This is a genomic window from cyanobacterium endosymbiont of Rhopalodia gibberula, from assembly GCF_003574135.1.
Lineage (GTDB): Bacteria > Cyanobacteriota > Cyanobacteriia > Cyanobacteriales > Microcystaceae > Rippkaea.
In genome coordinates this window covers 369,996-389,236 of record NZ_AP018341.1, presented here as the reverse complement: position 1 = coordinate 389,236, position 19,241 = coordinate 369,996, and the positions used below count along the sequence as shown (strand labels likewise).

The 19,241-nt window shown below is 32.7% G+C and carries 12 protein-coding genes and 2 tRNA genes; 6 read left to right on the top strand and 8 right to left on the bottom strand.

Annotated features, from left to right (window positions below; genetic code table 11):
- Positions 1-42: 42 nt before the first annotated feature.
- Positions 43-113, top strand: a tRNA-Gly gene (locus RGRSB_RS01255).
- Positions 114-697: 584 nt separating this feature from the next.
- Here RGRSB_RS01255 and RGRSB_RS01245 read toward each other — a convergent pair.
- The 6 genes from RGRSB_RS01245 to RGRSB_RS01220 all read right to left on the bottom strand — a co-directional run bounded on the left by RGRSB_RS01245 (position 698) and on the right by RGRSB_RS01220 (position 6,277).
- On the bottom strand, positions 698-1,072 hold the full coding sequence (locus RGRSB_RS01245) for a slr1601 family putative cell division protein (protein ID WP_119260903.1): 375 nt from the start codon (positions 1,070-1,072) through the stop codon (positions 698-700).
- A 185-nt stretch (positions 1,073-1,257) separates the two neighbouring features.
- Positions 1,258-1,347, bottom strand: a complete 90-nt coding sequence (locus tag RGRSB_RS10670) for a photosystem I reaction center subunit XII (RefSeq protein WP_119260902.1) — start codon at positions 1,345-1,347, stop codon at positions 1,258-1,260.
- Between the two features lie 174 nt (positions 1,348-1,521).
- Positions 1,522-3,012 carry an Ig-like domain-containing domain gene (locus tag RGRSB_RS01235; protein ID WP_119259487.1) on the bottom strand — a complete coding sequence of 497 codons (1,491 nt, stop codon included), beginning with the start codon at positions 3,010-3,012 and terminating at the stop codon, positions 1,522-1,524.
- A gap of 1,113 nt (positions 3,013-4,125) precedes the next feature.
- Positions 4,126-5,259 carry a threonine synthase gene (thrC, locus tag RGRSB_RS01230; protein ID WP_119259486.1) on the bottom strand — a complete coding sequence of 378 codons (1,134 nt, stop codon included), beginning with the start codon at positions 5,257-5,259 and terminating at the stop codon, positions 4,126-4,128.
- A gap of 426 nt (positions 5,260-5,685) precedes the next feature.
- Positions 5,686-5,759: transfer RNA gene (locus RGRSB_RS01225), tRNA-Arg, on the bottom strand.
- A 149-nt stretch (positions 5,760-5,908) separates the two neighbouring features.
- Positions 5,909-6,277, bottom strand: a complete 369-nt coding sequence (locus tag RGRSB_RS01220; protein WP_119259485.1) for an EamA family transporter — start codon at positions 6,275-6,277, stop codon at positions 5,909-5,911.
- A 119-nt stretch (positions 6,278-6,396) separates the two neighbouring features.
- Here RGRSB_RS01220 and cobJ point away from each other — a divergent pair, with 119 nt between their 5' ends.
- Entirely contained in the window at positions 6,397-8,244 is a 1,848-nt protein-coding gene (cobJ, locus tag RGRSB_RS01215) for a precorrin-3B C(17)-methyltransferase (RefSeq protein ID WP_119259484.1), read from the top strand.
- A 206-nt stretch (positions 8,245-8,450) separates the two neighbouring features.
- On the opposite strand, the gene RGRSB_RS01210 is transcribed toward cobJ, so the two are convergent.
- Positions 8,451-9,377 (bottom strand): spermine/spermidine synthase domain-containing protein, encoded by a 927-nt coding sequence (locus tag RGRSB_RS01210; protein WP_119259483.1) that lies wholly within the window; start codon positions 9,375-9,377, stop codon positions 8,451-8,453.
- A gap of 1,728 nt (positions 9,378-11,105) precedes the next feature.
- Between RGRSB_RS01210 and proA the strand changes: the two genes are divergently transcribed.
- The 4 genes from proA (at position 11,106) to RGRSB_RS01185 (ending at position 17,508) form a co-directional block, all read left to right on the top strand.
- Positions 11,106-12,410 carry a glutamate-5-semialdehyde dehydrogenase gene (gene proA, locus RGRSB_RS01205; protein ID WP_119259482.1) on the top strand — a complete coding sequence of 435 codons (1,305 nt, stop codon included), beginning with the start codon at positions 11,106-11,108 and terminating at the stop codon, positions 12,408-12,410.
- A gap of 1,364 nt (positions 12,411-13,774) precedes the next feature.
- Positions 13,775-14,515: a YebC/PmpR family DNA-binding transcriptional regulator gene (locus RGRSB_RS01195; protein ID WP_119259481.1), complete on the top strand. Its 741-nt coding sequence runs from the start codon at positions 13,775-13,777 to the stop codon at positions 14,513-14,515.
- Positions 14,516-15,514: 999 nt separating this feature from the next.
- Entirely contained in the window at positions 15,515-16,501 is a 987-nt protein-coding gene (hpnA, locus tag RGRSB_RS01190) for a hopanoid-associated sugar epimerase (RefSeq protein WP_119259480.1), read from the top strand.
- Positions 16,502-16,530: 29 nt separating this feature from the next.
- Positions 16,531-17,508 carry an ABC transporter ATP-binding protein gene (locus RGRSB_RS01185; protein ID WP_119259479.1) on the top strand — a complete coding sequence of 326 codons (978 nt, stop codon included), beginning with the start codon at positions 16,531-16,533 and terminating at the stop codon, positions 17,506-17,508.
- A gap of 540 nt (positions 17,509-18,048) precedes the next feature.
- On the opposite strand, the gene RGRSB_RS01180 is transcribed toward RGRSB_RS01185, so the two are convergent.
- Positions 18,049-19,227 (bottom strand): LptF/LptG family permease, encoded by a 1,179-nt coding sequence (locus RGRSB_RS01180; protein ID WP_119259478.1) that lies wholly within the window; start codon positions 19,225-19,227, stop codon positions 18,049-18,051.
- Positions 19,228-19,241 lie beyond the last annotated feature (14 nt).

Genomic DNA, 19,241 nt, shown 5'->3' with positions numbered 1-19,241 from the left:
TTATTCTTACCCAAATGAGCTAGGTGAGCCTACAGCTAGTTTGCGGGTGTAGTTTAGTGGTAAAACCTTAGCCTTCCAAGCTAATGATAGGGGTTCGATTCCCCTCACCCGCTTCGATTGAGTCATGAAATTAATCCCAGGATCTGCTCATAGTACCTGGACTATTATCTAAGTATTAATTATTTTGTATTTATAGTTTGGATTAAATAACGAAATTCAAGACGATTGTTTAACTTGAGATATTCATTGATGACTCTAACATGAATTAATTCACAGCCTGATATTTTTTGATAAAATTTTTTAAAGATTTATTGAGATAAATTCTTAAGAGTGAAGTATGGGTTACTCAGTATATACAATAACATTTGTGGGATAATATCTCCTTTTAAGATTAGTTCCAATAATTCTTTATATAAATCTTTTATTCTTAAAATCTTCCACAAATTTACACCATGCGAAGTATAGTTAAACTTGACTTGATCTAACAAAAAAATCACTAAAGTTAAATATTGTTTGAGAGGGATGAGGGTAAATTTATTAATCCTCATCTAGTAATTATTTCTTAGAAAAAATTTTGAAAAATTCAAGATAACCAATGGAAAAAATTATTAGAAAAATCCAGTTGCCTAAAAAAACTAGACTCGATTAGCCTTTTCTGCGTAACATCTCGATTATTGTCTAAATAATAATAAAAAAATTATTTCCAATAAATCTGCCGTTGATTGGGGTCAATTAAGGGGCTATTTTCTTGCATCACTTGTTTAACTTGATGTGGATCGAAACTACGGCTAAAATCTTTTCTCAACTTCCCTACCCGTCTTTCTGTTTCTTGGACCTGAGTTCGAACTTCCTTCAGTTTTTCCTGTTGTAAAAACTGATAAGGAAGCAACCTTAACAAGGTAAAAGCTGCAAGAACTGACAAAATTCCATTAACGACCAGTTTAACTTTAACCTCAGCAGTCATCCATTGAGCCTGAAGATGAATTTCTTTCCGATTCGGTTTGTGACGACGTCGGTGGACAGAAGAGAAATTGGAACTTCGATGAGTTTCTAAAATCTGGGGTGCAGCCATAAGCATTAAACTGTGTTATGAAAAATCATCAATAAAAAACTCTGGACAGTAATCAGTCAACAAACATGCTGACAATTAACTTTGTAGACTGCTCACACGGTTTTTCAAAGGATAAGAATAAAGAAGAATTGTTCTTGAATTTAACTATCAAAATGAGCAGCTGACTATTTTATAAAACGAACATTCTACTTATAAAGTTCCGTAAATAAATGAAAAGCTAGAAATCTAAGAACCAAAGCAATTATTAAAGCAACAACAACCCGGAGCTTCGATATGAATACGGGAAATAAACTTCCTGTTAACTACTGTTCACTCACTTTAGTGTATTATTATCCAGTTCTGGACTAAGACTACCATCTCTGGAGAAGAAACTAGGAAACTTAAGGTATTTCTTGAAATATCTTGTTACAAACATTAATAAAATTAACGGATAACCCATGAACAAAACGTTAAGGCAACCATTGTGGTTTGAACCCAATTTCTAGTTCTTCCGGTTTAATTTTGAGAGTTTTGTCTGATTCTTTTAACTCAGGTAGAGGGAGTAACCACACTTGTCCATCAGCGATTGCCTGCTGTTCTGAGGTAATTAAATCATTGGTTGACTTTGGAACCGTTGTCGCTACTTGATCGAATAATAAAGCGACTCCATCAGGAGACATACTTAGTTGAACATCCCGATAGTTAGGTAAAGCAAGTAGGGGGAAATCTACTGTCTTTTCCATATCAATTACTGAAAGAAAAGGTTCTTCACGATATTTACCTTTTTTATCCTCAACTAAGTCAGTTTTAAGACAGTAAAGCAATTTTTCTTCCCTAGGTTCAAACTCACAGTCAATAATTGGATAAAGGGTACGGAATAATTCTTGCTTTTTTTTGTTTCGATTGATAAGTATTAGCGATCGCGTATAATCCCGATTATCTCTAACCAGAAGCATTTGCTTCCCATTGGCAGAAAATCCTAGACTTTTTTCATACCCTGTTAAGAACTCTGACGATCCCCCATCAGAAGTTAAAGGAACTATTCCCACTCCACCTCGTTGAGAGATAACCACACGCTTACCATCGGGAGAAATAACAAAATCTCCTCCAGGAACTCCTAATGGTCTGGGTTTTTGCCCGTCAGAAATAACCCATAATCCTGAATCAGCTGGATTTTTATGATTAATTCGCCAAATGACAATACTTTGACCATTACGCGATAGGTCGAAACTCAAATTTTGATAGTCTTTTGTGCCAAGGATGCGTTTGAGTCTTCCAGCTTGTGGCATTTCAACACCATTAGGAGAAACTTGTAAACCCGTAGTGACCGTGTATAATTGCTGGTTTACCAATGTTTTACCCCTGAGACTAGGTTCATAGGCACTAAACAGAATTTTATTACCATTGGGATAAATTCTAAAATTCGTGATGATTAGATCCAGAGGGGTTAAGATTGTTTTTTTAGGTTGATTAGCATCAGTAATGTTATAGAGAATCAGTCGCCCCCGTTCTTCTTCAGTGATGCCAATATAGGCAAAGGTACGATCACGAGTGCTAAATAAACTCACAAATGGTTCAATCGGTTCCTGATCGTAAATTCTGTGAGCATTTTGTAACTTAATTTGATAATTTGTCCCGTAAATTGGAGGATTATCTAAGGTATAAGTTAATTGGCGTCCTTGCCAGCTCATTTTCCCAGAAAGGGGAGGCTCAATAGATAGATATTTTTCAACACTATCCTTATCTACAGGACGGTTGAAAGTTATTCTAAAGGCTTTATCTTGTAACCCAATTTTTTTTCCGCTCCAACTAAAATAACTGACCCGCAAGGGAATTTGTTCTCCTCTCACTAATACTACCCCTAGTGTCAAACTAAGAATGACAATACACCCTAGGGCAATCCAATCAAACAATTTTAGTTCTTTGAGTAAAGATTGAGTTTTTTTTGATGAATTTGTCATAATGTTGATAAAGATTATTATAAGTACAGGCTAGACATAAAACCTTTTTAATATGATCTTCGTTAAAGAAACTCTAATCATCTAAAATTTCTGGAATACCTCATTGTCCATCTTTTGAAACTTAAGTAGTATTGGAGATATCTATAAACTGCAGGAATGCTATATTCCCTTGTTACAATTGTACTTTGATACAAAGTTATTTCTACTCCTAAAATGATACCATCAGTACGGGTAAGTAAAGAATTCTATCCCAAATTAATATAGAGAACAGCCATAATTGTGTTGAATCCAATGATGGTAAAAAAATGCGAATTTTTAAAAATTTTAATTTGTTATTTAATGTTTACAACACTGGCATCAATGTTATGTAATTGCTGTTTTATTCCCAAACATAAGAACTTTAATAATATTAAGTCTTAAATATATTTTGTATGTCTTTGTTTTTTTCTTTATTGTAATTATAATTACAATAAAGAAAAAAATATCAGCAGCTTCTGATAGTAAATTATTTTGATATTAAATTTTTTCTAATTATAAAAGACTTTATTATAACTATAATTTTTCTTCGTTATAACTCCATTCTATATGTTGATAAATTTCATGATACAAGTCTTCTAGCTCCCCGGCTAAAGTGGTCCTTCAAAAAAATCATTGGGGATATTACTAGAACATTTAGCTGGTAACCCTAAAAAAAAGGATCAACTTAAAAACATCTCTTAGATTAAAGATTTGAGAAATTTAATTATTTAGAACTATTTTTTTAACTTTTTTGCTTGACTGGTTGCTTATATTTACCTATCCGAAAACCATTATTTTTATTTAAGACAAAAAGATAAGTTAGCTTTGTCTTCTACTTTTTTTTAAAAAACTATTGTAGTCTTGATTGTTGACAGTTATTATTTTAGACAATCATCAACCTTATCGTATTGTTACTTAAATATTGAGGATAACAACCGATATTTTTAAATCTCATTAAAACCATATCTTATAGAGTTCAATAGCTATTGATCCCTATAAAATAGTTAGCTAAAATTTAGAAAATTGGTATTAAATGTCTAAGATTTTTCTTAGCTTTTTATAAAAAGCATAGAGAATTAAGCTCGACACTGAGGATTAAAATCCCATCGCCTCGGCAACAAGAGGCAATTGGGGCTTAATTCCCGATTTAACCTGATTATTGCTATAGTTAATTGCACAGTCAGGATCTTTCAGTCCATTGCCTGTTAACACACAAACCACTGTTGCTTCGCTAGGAACTTTATCTTTGACTTTTAATAATCCGGCTACAGAGGCGGCACTAGCCGGTTCACAGAAAATTCCTTCTTGAGAGGCTAATAAGCGATAAGCTTCTAGAATTTCCTGGTCAGTGACAGCGTTGAATTCGCCAAGACTAGCTTCTTTAACTGCCCAAGCTTTATCCCAATTAGCAGGGTTTCCAATACGAATAGCTGTTGCTAGAGTTTCAGGTGCTTCAATCGGTTGACCACTGATGAATGGTGCGGATCCTGCAGCTTGAAACCCCATCATTTTTGGTAGGTGATCGCATTTCCCTAAACTATGATATTGACAAAATCCCATCCAATAAGCACTAATATTCCCTGCATTACCCACAGGAATACATAACCAGTCGGGAGCATTTCCTAAACAATCTACGACTTCGAAAGCCGCGGTTTTTTGCCCTTCTAAACGATAGGGGTTAATAGAATTAACCAGGGTAATGGGATAATTTTCGGCTATTTCTTGGACGATGGTTAAAGCATTGTCAAAATTCCCTTCAATAGCGATCACCTCTGCCCCATAAAGCAAAGCTTGCGCCAACTTTCCCAGGGCAACATAACCATCAGGAATGATGACAAATGCTTGCATATTACCTCGTCTAGCATAGGCAGCCGCTGCTGCTGAAGTGTTCCCGGTACTAGCACAAACTACCGCTTTGGCTCCATTTTCAGCAGCCTTGGAAATCGCCATAGTCATGCCCCGATCTTTGAAACTTCCTGTAGGGTTTAACCCGTCATATTTAACCAACACCTTAACTCCGCGCCCAATTTGTTGGGAAATATGAGGAACCTGAATAAGGGGAGTGTTTCCTTCTAGAAGGGTTATAACTGGGGTTGTTTTGCTTACGGGGAGATAGGGGCGATAGGTTTCGATTAACCCCAGCCAGGGTTGGCAGGTTGTAGGGGGAAGAGTTGGCACTTCCAAGAATTGAGTTTGAGCGGTTTGTGGCGTTAAATAATCAACTTTCATGGATAAGTTAACTTTGAGGGTTGGTTGCCTTTACTAGTTTCTAGGAGGATAATTCCTCATGATTTTAGATCGGTCAGGTAGACTAGACTATAACTCTTTTTACCCTATTTAATAACAGATAAACAAGTTTCTAGGGATTCAATCTTAACTAACAACAAGTTTGAGGGAGCCACAAACATAAACCAGTTATTTCAACCAGAACCTGGAGGGGTTTGTTTCATTGTTCACAGTCCCTATTTGCGACAAATTTCGACTAATCCCGTAAATGCTCGGACTCTACCTACACCATTAATTTGTTCAGAAGAATTGACTAGATCTGCTAACTCAACTTTTCTATACTAGAAAATAATAAGACAAAGTCAGCAGTTAAAAAAATATTAGTCTGGAAGAATAATTAATCTTAACTTTGTCAATTTTTAATAAATACGGGACTGGAGGGACTCGAACCCCCGACCTCGTGGTTCGTAGCCACGCGCTCTAATCCACTAAGCTACAGTCCCGCGGTTTTCTCAACAGTTATTTATAGTAGCATAACCTCTATCGATTGCACAAGAGAACAATTTTAAAAGTTGCAAGTCCAAAGGAAACAAAAGCAGTTAAGTCCCGTAGATACCTCACTTAACAGTCTAAAGTGCTATAGAGATTAATTTTAAGCTTTCCAAACCACTAAAATAACCCCACAAATAATAAATCCTAACCCACAAGCACGATATACAGGGATTGACTCTTGAAAGAAAAAATAGCCAATTAAAACCGAAAAAATATAGATTAACGCCGCAGAAGGACCAGCTATACTCAGTTGAACACGGGTTAATAAAAGAATATAAGCTATAGATCCCAACCCATAACAGGATAATCCAGCCAATAATTCTGGGGTCATGACTATATTCAGAATATGACTAACCGCATTATCTGCGTTGACTTTACCTAGCTTAGTTGCCCCTAGCTTTAACAATAACTGTCCCATGGTACTCGTTAGTACCGAGAATAACAACAGACACAATTCCTTATAGGTCACAACGGCGATTCCATCCGGATTATATATAATTTAAGTCAGTATATAGTATATACAAAACTTCAATAAAACTAAAAAAGTAATCGCTTAATAAGCAATAACTATTAATTATTAATTCACATATGATATCTCCATTTAAACCTTTTTGTCCCATTGCCGTCATCGCAACGACTCCTCAATCTATCAAAACTTTACACCCATTATGTCAACAAATTGGAGCGACTCTTCATGTTCCAGGTCACCAAACTGGACTAAAGAATTCTCAAGTTTATCAAGGTTCCCTTAAAGACTATTTAACTTCTATTTGGAGCCAGAACAAAGTTTTTATTTTTGGATTAGCAACAGGAGCAGTAATTCGGTTAATTTCTCATTTACTAAATGATAAATCTAGTGACCCAGCTATTCTTGTGATTGATCCAACAGGGAAGTTTGTAATTAGCTTATGCAGTGGACATCAAGGAAGAGCAGATCACTTAACTCAATTAATTGCTCATCAACTCAATACAATTCCTATTATTACAGGAGCAACTAACAATTTATATTTACCAGGAATTGATGTTTTAGGATCACCTTTTGGCTGGCGCAAAGGAGAGGGAAATTGGACAGCAGTTAGTAGCCTTATTGCTCGTGGAGAAACAGTACAAGTTATTCAAGAAGTTGGTTCAACTCTTTGGCAAGCTCATTTACCTCCTAATCATCCTTTTTATTTTGGATTTTCTGAATCTAATAAAGCTATTAAATTTCCTGGACAGATTTGGATCAGTGCCACTAAAAGACAATTTTCATCTGACTTAAATTCTTCTAAAGTACAATGGCATCCTCGGATTTTATGGGCCGGAATTGGTTGTGTTAGGGGAACTTCTGAAAGTTTAATTGAGAAAGCAATTCATGAAGTATTTAAACAGTATAATTTAGCGATTGATGCTATAGCGGGAATAGCAACAATTGACGTAAAAGATGATGAAATTGGATTAGTACAATACTGTCAAAAAAGACAATTGCCTTTAAAAACTTTTCCTGCTGACATTTTGATAAAAATAGAAGTTCCTAATCCTTCAACTATTGTTAAACAAGAGGTAGGAACTCCTAGTGTTGCTGAAGCATCTGCTATTGCTGCAGCTGATTCTTCTCTTAATTCTCTTTTAGTCTCTAAACAAATTATTCAGTCAGAGAATGAAGGTGCAGTAACGATAGCAGTTGCTCAATCCAGCATAGAATATACTGGAAGAATCGGAAAACTGTATTTAATCGGAACTGGTCCAGGAAGTTTAGCACAAATTACTCCAGCGGCAAAAATAGCTATTACTCAAGCGGATGTAATTATTGGTTATTCTTTATATTTAGACTTGATTAAACCTTTACAACGTCCTGGACAAGTTATCGAAGCATTACCGATTACTCAAGAAAAACAACGAGCTACTAGGGCGATAGAATTAGCAGAATGGGGGTTAACAGTAGCGGTAGTATCTTCAGGAGATTGTGGTATTTACGGGATGGCAGGATTAGTGTTAGAAGAACTACGAAAAATAAATTGGGATGGTAACATACCTCAAGTAGAAGTATTTCCAGGAATTACTTCTTTGCAAGCATCAGCGTCAAGGGTAGGTGCACCCTTGATGCACGATTTTTGTGCTATTAGTCTAAGTGACTTGTTAACTCCTTGGAAAGTAATTAAAAAACGGCTAGTAGCAGCAGCAAAGGCGGACTTTGTTACGGCTATTTATAACCCACGATCACCAACAAGAACTAAACAAATTATTTATGTACAAGAAGTTTTTTTGAAATACCGTAATTCTCAAACTCCTGTAGCTTTAGTTCGTTCTGCTTATCGTCCAGATGAGAAGATAACCTTAACTTCTCTTGGAGAGATGCTAAATTTTACCATTGATATGTTAACCACAGTTATTATTGGTAATTCTAGTACTTATAACCATAAGGGTTGGATGATTACACCCAGGGGATATGATTAAAGTCGATAACTAACATAGATATTTATTGTTAGACTCATATCTGATTAAACTAAAGGCAATAAGTAGACGTAAAATACAATTGTTTAAAAAGCTAAATTAAGAATATAATAATCTAATTTTGCTCTAAGTCTAATTTTATTAGATCCAGATAATAATGTGATTTCAGCTCAAAAATATACTAGTATCAAAGGCTGACTTCAAAATGACTAACTAAAGAACTTAGGTGGTTTATCAAAAGTATAAATATCCGTGTATTTTGCAATTGCGTCTCGAATATAAAGAGGAGTTTGTAACATTCCTAATAAAGTTTGTCCATCAATTAGACGTAATCCCCCTGTCGTTTTTGTTGCTAATAAGTTATCAACAAAAACTGGATCAGGGAAAGTATTTAAAACTTGATTTCCACAGATAGCAAAACCCCAGGGAGAACCATAAGTAGGGGTAGGAGCGCAATAAGAATTAACCTGAGAAAAAACAGCTTTTAGAGTATTTACTAAACGGGCGTGATATTTAATAAATGGAGGAGAAACTTGACCACTCTGAATAATTACTAAACCCTGAGGAGATAAAACTTTCTGCAGCCTAGCAAAATATTCCTTGGTAAATAATGGGAATGACGGACCTTCTTCAATGGGATCAGATAAATCTGATATAATGACGTCCCATCCTCTGGAGATTTTATCTAAGACTTCTAAGGCATCATCGATAATTAATTCTACTCGTGGATCATCAAAACAGTTCTGGTGCATTTCAGGGAGATGTTTTTGACAAGCAGCTACTACTTCTCCATCAATGTCAATCATTGTCACCTTCTCAATAGATTTCCACCGTAAAATTTCCCGAATAGTTGCCCCTTCCCCACCACCTAAAATGAGGACTTTTTTTACAAATTGATGGGTAATCATTGCTGGTTGTACTAAACTTTCATGATAAATAAACTCATCTCCTACACAGGATTGCCATTTTCCATCTAAGACTAATGCTTTACCATAGGACTCACTGTCAACAATATACATCTCCTGATATGGAGTTTTTTTATAAACTAAAATCTCTTTAATCCCATGACTATAAATATCCCAAGGGGTAATATTTTCATTAATCCACAGATCTGCCTTAGTTTTACTAGTATTCATAATATTCCTTTCATTTAAAAGATGGTCTAGCTATTAATCAAAGCACAAAATTGTTCTGTAGTGTTGAAAAATTATTTATTCGGGCGGTTTTCTTGTAAGATTTAACAAAAGTAATCGCTCTTAATTAATTTCATATAGGAAGTCTTTAATTCTTAACGAGCTAGATTTAAGCTATAAGTCGATTTTTAATTTTCTTTTGAAATTTTTTAGATCTTCTAAGATTAGATATACTAAGTTAACAGTAATTAAAAAAAAATACTTTTTTACTGTTTTAACACTTGGTCTGGTGGTCTCACTCTTTATTAATCTATTTCATGACATCAAAAAATTTTTTTTGATGTCACTTTTATGAAGCATCCACAAATCTATATAGTTTTATTGCACTTAGGATGATAGTAAAAACTTTTTAGATTCTATCCTTAAGAGAACTAACTTTGGCAATAATATCAATAACAATTAGATTTTACGTTAGGTTTTTAATACGTATATATCAATTGTCCTACATAAAACTATTGTATAGTAGTACATGATAACCTCTTCTACTTAAGAAAATCAATACTAAATAAAACTGTATGAATATTATGCCAATATTTTTTTATTACTTTTTTTTAAAAACCATCGATTTTTTAGTTTCTATATCCACTAAAACTGATGTGTATTATTTTCTTAATAAGAGAAATTATATTAAATTGTTGTTTTTAGTAAAGTTTGTTTTTGACAAAAAAACAAACTTTTAAGATATATCAAGGGCTTATTAGTCAATATAAAATCACAATTAGCTCTTTTTACGCTTTCAATATTAATAGCCTAAGTGATGAAATAAAGTAATAGATTGGATGCATATTTATTAAATTACTAATTTAGTTTAAAATATTTTCCTTCTTTTGTATGGTTGAATAATTTCTATCTATTGTTAATATATAGTATTTTATATCTTGATATAAGACAAGCAATTCGTAATTATATTGGTTCTATTTTTATAATTTTATTAGCTCTTATTTAGAATAAATATCTTTTTAATTTGTTGATATATACAATTTTTATTAAAAAAGAAAAAATTATTTGATTGACCAGGAGGCTTACTAATACACTATATATCAATATAATGGGAAGAATATCTATTACAATCAGTTTTTATCTTGTTTAAATAACTGTCTAGCAAAATATGCTTAATTTCTATTAAAAGAGAATCTAAACAATTAGCCTAATAGTTATCTTTATAGAGATAAATCTATCACAGATTCTATATAGTGTGATATTTAAAATTATTTTTATATATCACACTAATTGATATCTAATTACTAACTTTATAGTATTTAAATATCTAAGATTGATGATTTAAATTTGGTGGTGATGCTACATACTGTAATTCCAAAAATTTTTTTTGAAATCTTGCAGATTTTATAAAGCAAGATTTGGAGCTTTTTAAAATTATGGTTTTGTCACAGCTAGGCTAGAATAACCGCAATAACTGAAAATCAAAATATTGGATTGAGGTGACTTAATTCCTAAGTTAACCATAAAATTTTATGTTTATTTAAACAAAATTAATGTTTCTGATCTGCGTCTCTACTATTCAACAATTTTATTATCTACTCTGTTTTCTTCTTTACTTATAAAAATATAAAAAAATATTAAAGATATAAGTAAAAAATAGTAATGTTTTGTTTTTTTTAGATATGATAGTATATCAAAATGAACTTTAATTTTTAATTTTTTATAAATTCTATGGTTTCAACTTCAATCAAAGCTTTATCTTTGGCAGAAATTGCTCAGAAAACCCGTGAAGCTGCACGTCAGTTAGAATTACTATCTATAGACGAGCGCAATAATGCAATTGAAGCCATAGCGCAAGCCTTAGAAAACACAATTCCTGAAATTATTACGTCGAACCAAGCTGACTGTAAAATTGCTAAAAAAGAAGGAATTTCTCAACCTTTGTATAACCGTTTAAAACTTAACGAAACTAAATTAAAAGCTACAATTAAGGGTGTAAGAAATGTTGGAATATTGCCCGATCCTGTAGGGATAATTCAAGTCCATAGAGAGTTGGATCAGGGGTTAATCTTGAAAAGAAAAACCTGTCCGTTGGGGGTATTAGGAGTTATCTTTGAATCCAGACCTGAAGCCTTAATTCAAATTACTAGCTTAGCCATAAAATCTGGCAATGGAGTAATTCTTAAAGGAGGAAAAGAAGCAATTAATTCCTGTCAAACTTTATTTAAAGTCATCCAAGACGCACTTTTAAAGACTAGCGTCAATCACAACAGTATTAATTTACTGACTACCCGTGAAGAAATTAAAGAATTATTAGCGTTAGAAAACTATGTCGATTTAATTATCCCTAGAGGATCTAATAGTTTTGTTCGTTATGTTCAACAAAATACTAATATTCCTGTCTTAGGTCATGCTGATGGAATTTGTCACCTTTATGTTGATAGACAGGCAGACTTGAATAAGGCAATTGCCATAACAGTAGATTCTAAAACTCAATATCCTGCAGCTTGCAATGCCATTGAAACCTTATTAGTTCACCAAGATATTGCTCCTCAGTTCTTACCTAAGATAGCTCAAGTTTTAAAAGAAAATAATGTCGAATTAAGGGGAGATAAAATCTGTCAAAAATTAATCGATATAATGCCTGCAACAGAAGAAGATTGGAAAACAGAATATAGTGATCTTATTCTTTCAATTAAAATTGAAGCTTCCTTAGAAGACGCGATTGCCCACATTAATACTTATGGTTCAAAACATACTGATGCAATTATCACAGAAAATAATATTTCCGCTACAAAATTTTTAAATCAAGTAGATGCAGCCGGCGTATTTCATAATTGTTCAACTCGCTTTTCCGATGGGTTTCGCTACGGTTTTGGGGCTGAAATCGGTATTAGTACTCAAAAAATACCTCCTAGAGGCCCGGTAGGATTAGAAGGATTAGTCACCTATAAATATCAAGTGACTGGAGACGCTCACATTGTATCAACTTATTCAGGAGATAATGCTAAGTCTTTTAACTATCGAGATATGTAAGAGACTTTTTCTAAAAAAAATTTAAGGACTTAGAGTAGGTGAATACAAAATTAATTTTGATAAATGATATTTAATTAAAAGAATTGAACTATTTTCATGATTTTAAATCAATTGAGATTGACATTTAAAATAAAAATAAACTTAACTTTTTTTCTTGTAATCTTATGTAGACTAAAAAAAATAAGTTATGGATATCTTAATTATCTGATTATTAACTGCTATTAATTTATTGATTATCGTTCGATTATCGATTGGAATAGAAGTTGATAATTTTTTAAAGGTATTGGTAGCAGCCATTGTATTTGGTATTTTAAACGCTTAAGTAAGAAGACTATTATTATTTCAGCGTTTACTCTAGAATTAGATAAGAGAATGTAGTAAAAGTTTTGTTAATTATCTTTTCCTACTATAATTTAGTTTTCCAATCGGTAAAGTAATATGAAAAACTAAACTCATTTATTCAAATGACTTCATAGTATGTTTTCTAAACATAAGTTCTTTTTTGAGATTATCAAAATCAATTTAATGGACTGGTATTTAAATATAAGTTGTTATTGATAACAACTTATATTTGTGGTGTTTTTTAGCTTTAAAATTAATAAATTGGCTAGGTATTGCAATTTCTAATAAATAGAATTTAAATAAAAAATAGCTCATTTATTCAAAGAGTAATTGCGCTAATATTTCAAGTTAAAAATAACTTAACATATATCTTTTTATTTATATAAATAATTTTTATATCTAATCTTATTTAGAAGTAAAATAATTGAAAATATTTACTATTATTGTAGATAACGATTAGGAGCTATTTTCTAGATTTTAGATTTTGAATTGGACTATTTAATAGATATTTATATTACCAAAATTTATTTGGAGCAAAAATAAAAAAATATTGATTTTTTAAATAAAAAAAGCTAAAAAATTAGTATTTATCTGTTTTTTAAAAAATGGATTGGTATTCCTACAATTCAACAAACTGTTGTATTAACAAGTATCTAAAATCTTTATCAATTTATTCAATGTCGAGGATAAATTGTATAATTATATCTAGGAAATAAATAAAGTTTTTATTTATTAAAATAAATATACCACTAAATTAAATCGAGAAACATAGAGAATTACATCAAATTTAATATGCAAATATTAAAATATTTATTGAATTTACTATTTTAGTAATTAATACTAAAAAATAAGAAACACTACTCAGCGTTCGTAATATAAATCAACTTTATCTACTAATTTAATTAAATAAATCTAATTATAATTAAAAACAGTTAATCTCTTCTCGCACAAAAAATTAACTGTTTTTAATTTAGTTAAAATATAGTAAAATAAAACAGTATATAGAATTTTTTTAAAAAGTTATGGCAGGTCATAGTAAGTGGGCAAATATCAAACGTCAAAAAGAAAGAGTTGATGAAAAAAAAGGCAAAACTTTTACCCAATTATCCCGTGCAATTATCATGGCAGCAAAATATGGGCTCCCTGATCCAGCCGCTAATTTCCAACTTAGGACTGCAATTGAAAAAGCTAAAGCCGCTGGGATTCCTAATGAAAATATCGAACGGGCGATAGCTAAAGGGGCAGGAACCTATGAAAATAACAATACTATGTATGAAGAAATCCGCTATGAAGGTTACGGATTAGGGGGCGTGGCCATCCTCGTTGAAGCTATAACCGACAATCGTAACCGCACAGCTGCTGATCTGAGGGAAGCTTTTAGTAAAAACGGAGGAAATTTAGGAGAAATAGGTTGTGTAAGTTGGATGTTTGAGCAAAAAGGAGTCATAATCCTTGAAGGAGAAGTCAATGAAGATTTTCTTCTTGAAGCTTCTGTCGAAGGAGGAGCGGATACCTACAAATTATCTGACGAAAAAATGAGAGTTGAAATCTTCAGTGAAGTTACTAATTTAGATACTCTAACTCAAACCTTAAAAGAGAAAAAAATTAATTTTTTTGAAGTGGAATTACGATGGATTCCTAATACTCTTGTAGAAGTCAATGATCCAGATCAATACAGATCAATTTTTAAATTAATTAATACATTAGAAGCCATTGAAGATGTACATAATGTGACTACAAATCTTGAATTTATGAGATATTAATTGAGGATAATATCACTTTAATAAACTCGAAACTTTAATCTTTGAGAAACTATTTTTATAGTAATAAAAATCAAAGCATTATAAACTAAATTTATGGAAAAATCTATTATTTTCATGCTTTTGCAAGCAAATCTTTATACTATTGATTATAATCTAATATTTAGTAAAGTTGTTAGATTGCTTTCAATTGTTTCTAAGGGCATTTATATAAAATTAGCCTTTATAATCAATTCAAATGGTAGATACCCTCATCTTAACATTGTACTATGATTGAATAAAAGAGAAACAATTTTCTCAAATGAAAGCAGAGTCATTTAACAATGAGTATTGGTTCTAGGAGCAAATTACCTACCTAAAAATTTCAGTTTCAGATAGTATTTCTTAAGCCAGGATTAGAACGTTATTAATGATAATTTGAGCAAAAAAAATTTAATTTAAACAATAATTATGGATATTACAATATTTTAAGATCTACATTGTATTGGGGAGTCTAGTCCAAAGTAAACTCTAAAATAGGTGTAAAATTAGTTAATTATCGGTCTATAAATAGTTGTAGGTTTAGTGTTATTGAACATCAAAGAGTCAGTACTGATAGATTTATAATGATTTTACTAGGAAGTACTTTATATACTTCTACCTTCAATAACAAAATAGAAAAAATGAAACAGCGCAACTTTGATAATCCTAATTTTCTGAGCAAGTGTCTCTTTAAAAATATGAATTTATTTGCAAGTTAGACATCCAAGAACTGGTTAAATACTGAAAGCTTAAAGGTAGTTCGTAAAATTATTCAATAAGTAGTATATTTAGAAATTACGGATAAGGATTATTCAGCATTATTTTCTGCATGATAAAAACTTTAGTTTTTATCCAACAAGACAGAGTTTGCTTAACACATTCTAGCTTAATGTTTTGTTTACAAAAAGTCTCTCGCTGATTATACTTATCTAAGCAATTAAAAGTCAAAGTACATTTAATTACAAAAAATTTACTTCGAAAATGACAATTAAGGCATTTATTACAGGAGGAACGGGATTTATCGGCGCAAACCTAGTTCGGTTGTTATTACAACAAGGTCATCAAGTACGAGCATTAGTACGTCCCCAAAGTTGTTTAGATAACCTTAAAGAGCTAGATGTTGAACAGGTGGAAGGCGATCTAAATGACTCCGACTTGGCTGCAAAAATGCGAGGAACTCACATACTTTTTCACGTTGCAGCTCACTATTCTCTTTATCAAAAAGATCGCCGCCAACTCTATCAAAGTAATGTTTTGGGAACTCGTTCAATTCTAGAAGCCGCCCGTCAAGCTAGAATTGAACGCACGGTTTATACAAGTTCCGTCGCCGCCATTGGTGTAGGAAAGTTCGGTCAAATCATTAATGAAACTTATCAAAGTCCAGTAGAGAAATTAGTTGGTCACTACAAAAAATCAAAATATTGGGCTGAACAAGAGGCTTATAAAGCTGTCCAAAATGGTCAAGATATAGTCATTGTCAATCCCAGTACCCCTATCGGACCATGGGACATTAAACCTACCCCAACGGGAAGTATCATCTTGAGATTTTTACGCCGTCAAATGCCCGCTTATGTAGATACAGGGTTGAATTTAATTGACGTGCGAGATGTGGCCTGGGGTCATTTATTAGCCTTAGAAAAAGGGAAATCGGGGGAACGTTACATCTTGGGACACAAAAATTTAAGCTTCAAAGGTCTATTAGAAGAATTAGCCACGATTACTCGATTCAATGCTCCCCAGCAAACTGTTCCTCTTTGGCTACCTTTAACTATCGCTTGGATCGAAGAATCTCTGTTGGCTCCCCTGGGAAGATCTCCATCTCTAGCCCTAGATGGAGTACAAATGTCTCAGTTTCCAATGTATTACGATGGAACCAAAGCGGTCAAGGAATTAGGATTACCTCAATCATCGGTTAAACAAGCCTTACAAGATGCTGTTACCTGGTTTGTTAACCATGGATATTCCTAGAAGTTCAACAATTATCAATTCTAATTATAATGTCAATTATTGTAGAAAATCTGGGTAAAACCTACTCTATCCCTGTTAAAAAACCTGGAATTAAAGGGACATTATCCCATTTTTTTAATCGAACTTACCGACAAGTAGAAGCTGTTAAAGATATCTCATTCACTATTGAACCGGGGGAAATAGTTGGGTTTCTTGGAGCTAATGGTGCAGGAAAAACCACCACTCTAAAGATGCTTACTGGACTAATTCATCCTTCAGAAGGAAAGGTAAGAATTGCGGGGTATATTCCCTTTCGTCGCCAACCCCAGTTTCTACAAAAAACTAGTTTAGTGATGGGACAAAAACAGCAATTATTATGGGATTTACCTACACTAGATTCGTTAAGGATTAACGGAGCAGTCTATAAAATTCCCGACAAAATCTTTAAACAACGACTACAAGAATTGTCCCAAATGCTATCAATTGAAGAAAAACTAACCCAGCCTGTTCGTAAACTATCTTTAGGAGAACGGATGAAAGCTGAATTATTAGCTGCTCTTTTACATTATCCCCAAGTATTATTTTTAGATGAACCGACTTTAGGATTAGATGTCAATGCTCAAGCTGCGATCAGGAAATTTTTACTGGATTATAATCAACGGTATCAAGCAACAATTCTGTTAACCAGTCATTATATGGCTGATATTACGGCTTTATGTAAACGGGTCTTATTGATTCATCAAGGACAATTAATTTACGATGGAGATTTAGATAAAATTTTCGCTAAATTTACCCCTTATCGACAGGTAAATGTAGAATTAGCCGACTCTATTTCAACTGATCAATTAGCTAGCTATGGGAATATTGAAACCGTTGATGGACAAGTGGTTAGGTTTTTAGTTGAACGAGAAAATTTAATCACTATGATTACTCATATTCTAGATACATTGGAGGTCATTGACCTTAATATAACTGACCCTCCTATAGAAGAAGTCATTGGTCATCTTTTTCAAACTAGTAGTATTTAATTGAAAATAAAATTTTTACCTTTTAGCTATTGATTTAAACCTATTTAAGTAAATAGCTATATTCAAGTTAAATACAATTATCACACCCTCCTAAAAATTTCAAGAAAGTTTGACAGACGATAATAAGTTAAATTTTAAATTTATTAATAACAACTTATTACATAAAGGTTCGTCTACTAATGTCAATATCCATAATTTTTGTGTTAATTCTAATTCTAAAGAATGAATAAGCCAACATTCTCTAGTTCTTTCATAAAGAACTTTTCTTTTTCTTTTATGATGTCATTCGCAATTATTTTCTATAAATTATACTTTTTTATATAGCCCTATATCTTAGTTTTTTACCATTTATTGTTAATAATTACTTCTTATTTTTACGTTAACTGTATTAATAAGTAACTCTTACTAATTTAAACTCAAGTTTTGACTGTTAAACATTGCAACATCTAAAGTTTCTTCTTCTGAAATAAAAGGAATTATTGAGATTTTGCCAACTTTTTCTTTAATAAAAATCTTGAATATCATTTTTTTTTATTCTAACTATCTTATATGGGCTGATTGCACTAGTAATAGTCCTCCAACACTCAGTCCTAAAATATTAGGAGTCCAAGCTGCTAAAAATGGAGTAAAAATTCCCCAAATTCCTAAAGAACTAGTGACGAAAGAAAGAAGATAATAGCCAAAAATTAACCCAACACAAATTCCAAAACTGGTGGCTCGATTAGTATTTTGCGGTCTAACCCCTATCGCTGCTCCCACTAACCCAAACACTACACAAACAAAGGGAAGAGCATACTTTTCTTGGATGCGAACTTGTACCTTACGAACCCGTTTTTCATTACCACTGAGTTTCATAACTTCTAAATATTCTTTAGTCTCACGAATACTCATTTCCGTAAAGTTTTGACGACGATTTGCTAAATCTAAAGGGGCACGGGGTAAAGCTAATTGTTGATGTTGAAACCGGACAATATTACGATATGAACCATCAGGGGCAATTAAATAAATTGTTCCGTTGAAAAAATCCCAGGTATTAGTCAAAATATTCCATGTTGCCGACTGAGACGTGACAATTTGGTTTACACCTTCCTGGGTGCGATCAAGGATCGTCAGTCCTCGCATTTGTTTCCCATTAAACTCCTCCGCATAGAATAGACGGCTTAAAATAGTCGCTTCTTTTCCGTTTTCCTGTTGAATGGTACGGTATTCGGGATAAACAATATTTCGTTCTGTAAAATTAGGGCGTTCTTGGTTAATAGCCTTTTCTAGAGTTACAGCCGCTTCGTGGGTAGCTACTGGGGCGATCCAATCGTTCACTACAAAGGCACATCCTGTCACTATTAAGCTAAAGAACACTGAAGGAATTACTAAGCGGTAAATACTGACTCCTAAACTCCTCATGGCAATTAATTCACTATCGCTAGATAGACGACTATAAGCCATTAAAGCTGCCAATAACATGGCCATTGGAAAAGCCAGAACAACGAAACCAGGCATTTTCAGCGCCAGAATCTTTAGGGCTACGGTAAGCAATAAACCCGATTCTGTGACACGGCGCACCAGATCAAATAAAGTTCCGATCGCAATACCTAATGAGGTGAAAATCCCCATTCCAAAAAGAAAAGGTAATAAAATCTCCATAAAAAGATAGCGATCCATAATGGATAAACCAGGAAGTCCCAAATTAACCTTTTTTAATTTAAATTGCCCCATATTCATGGTGATTTTAAGTT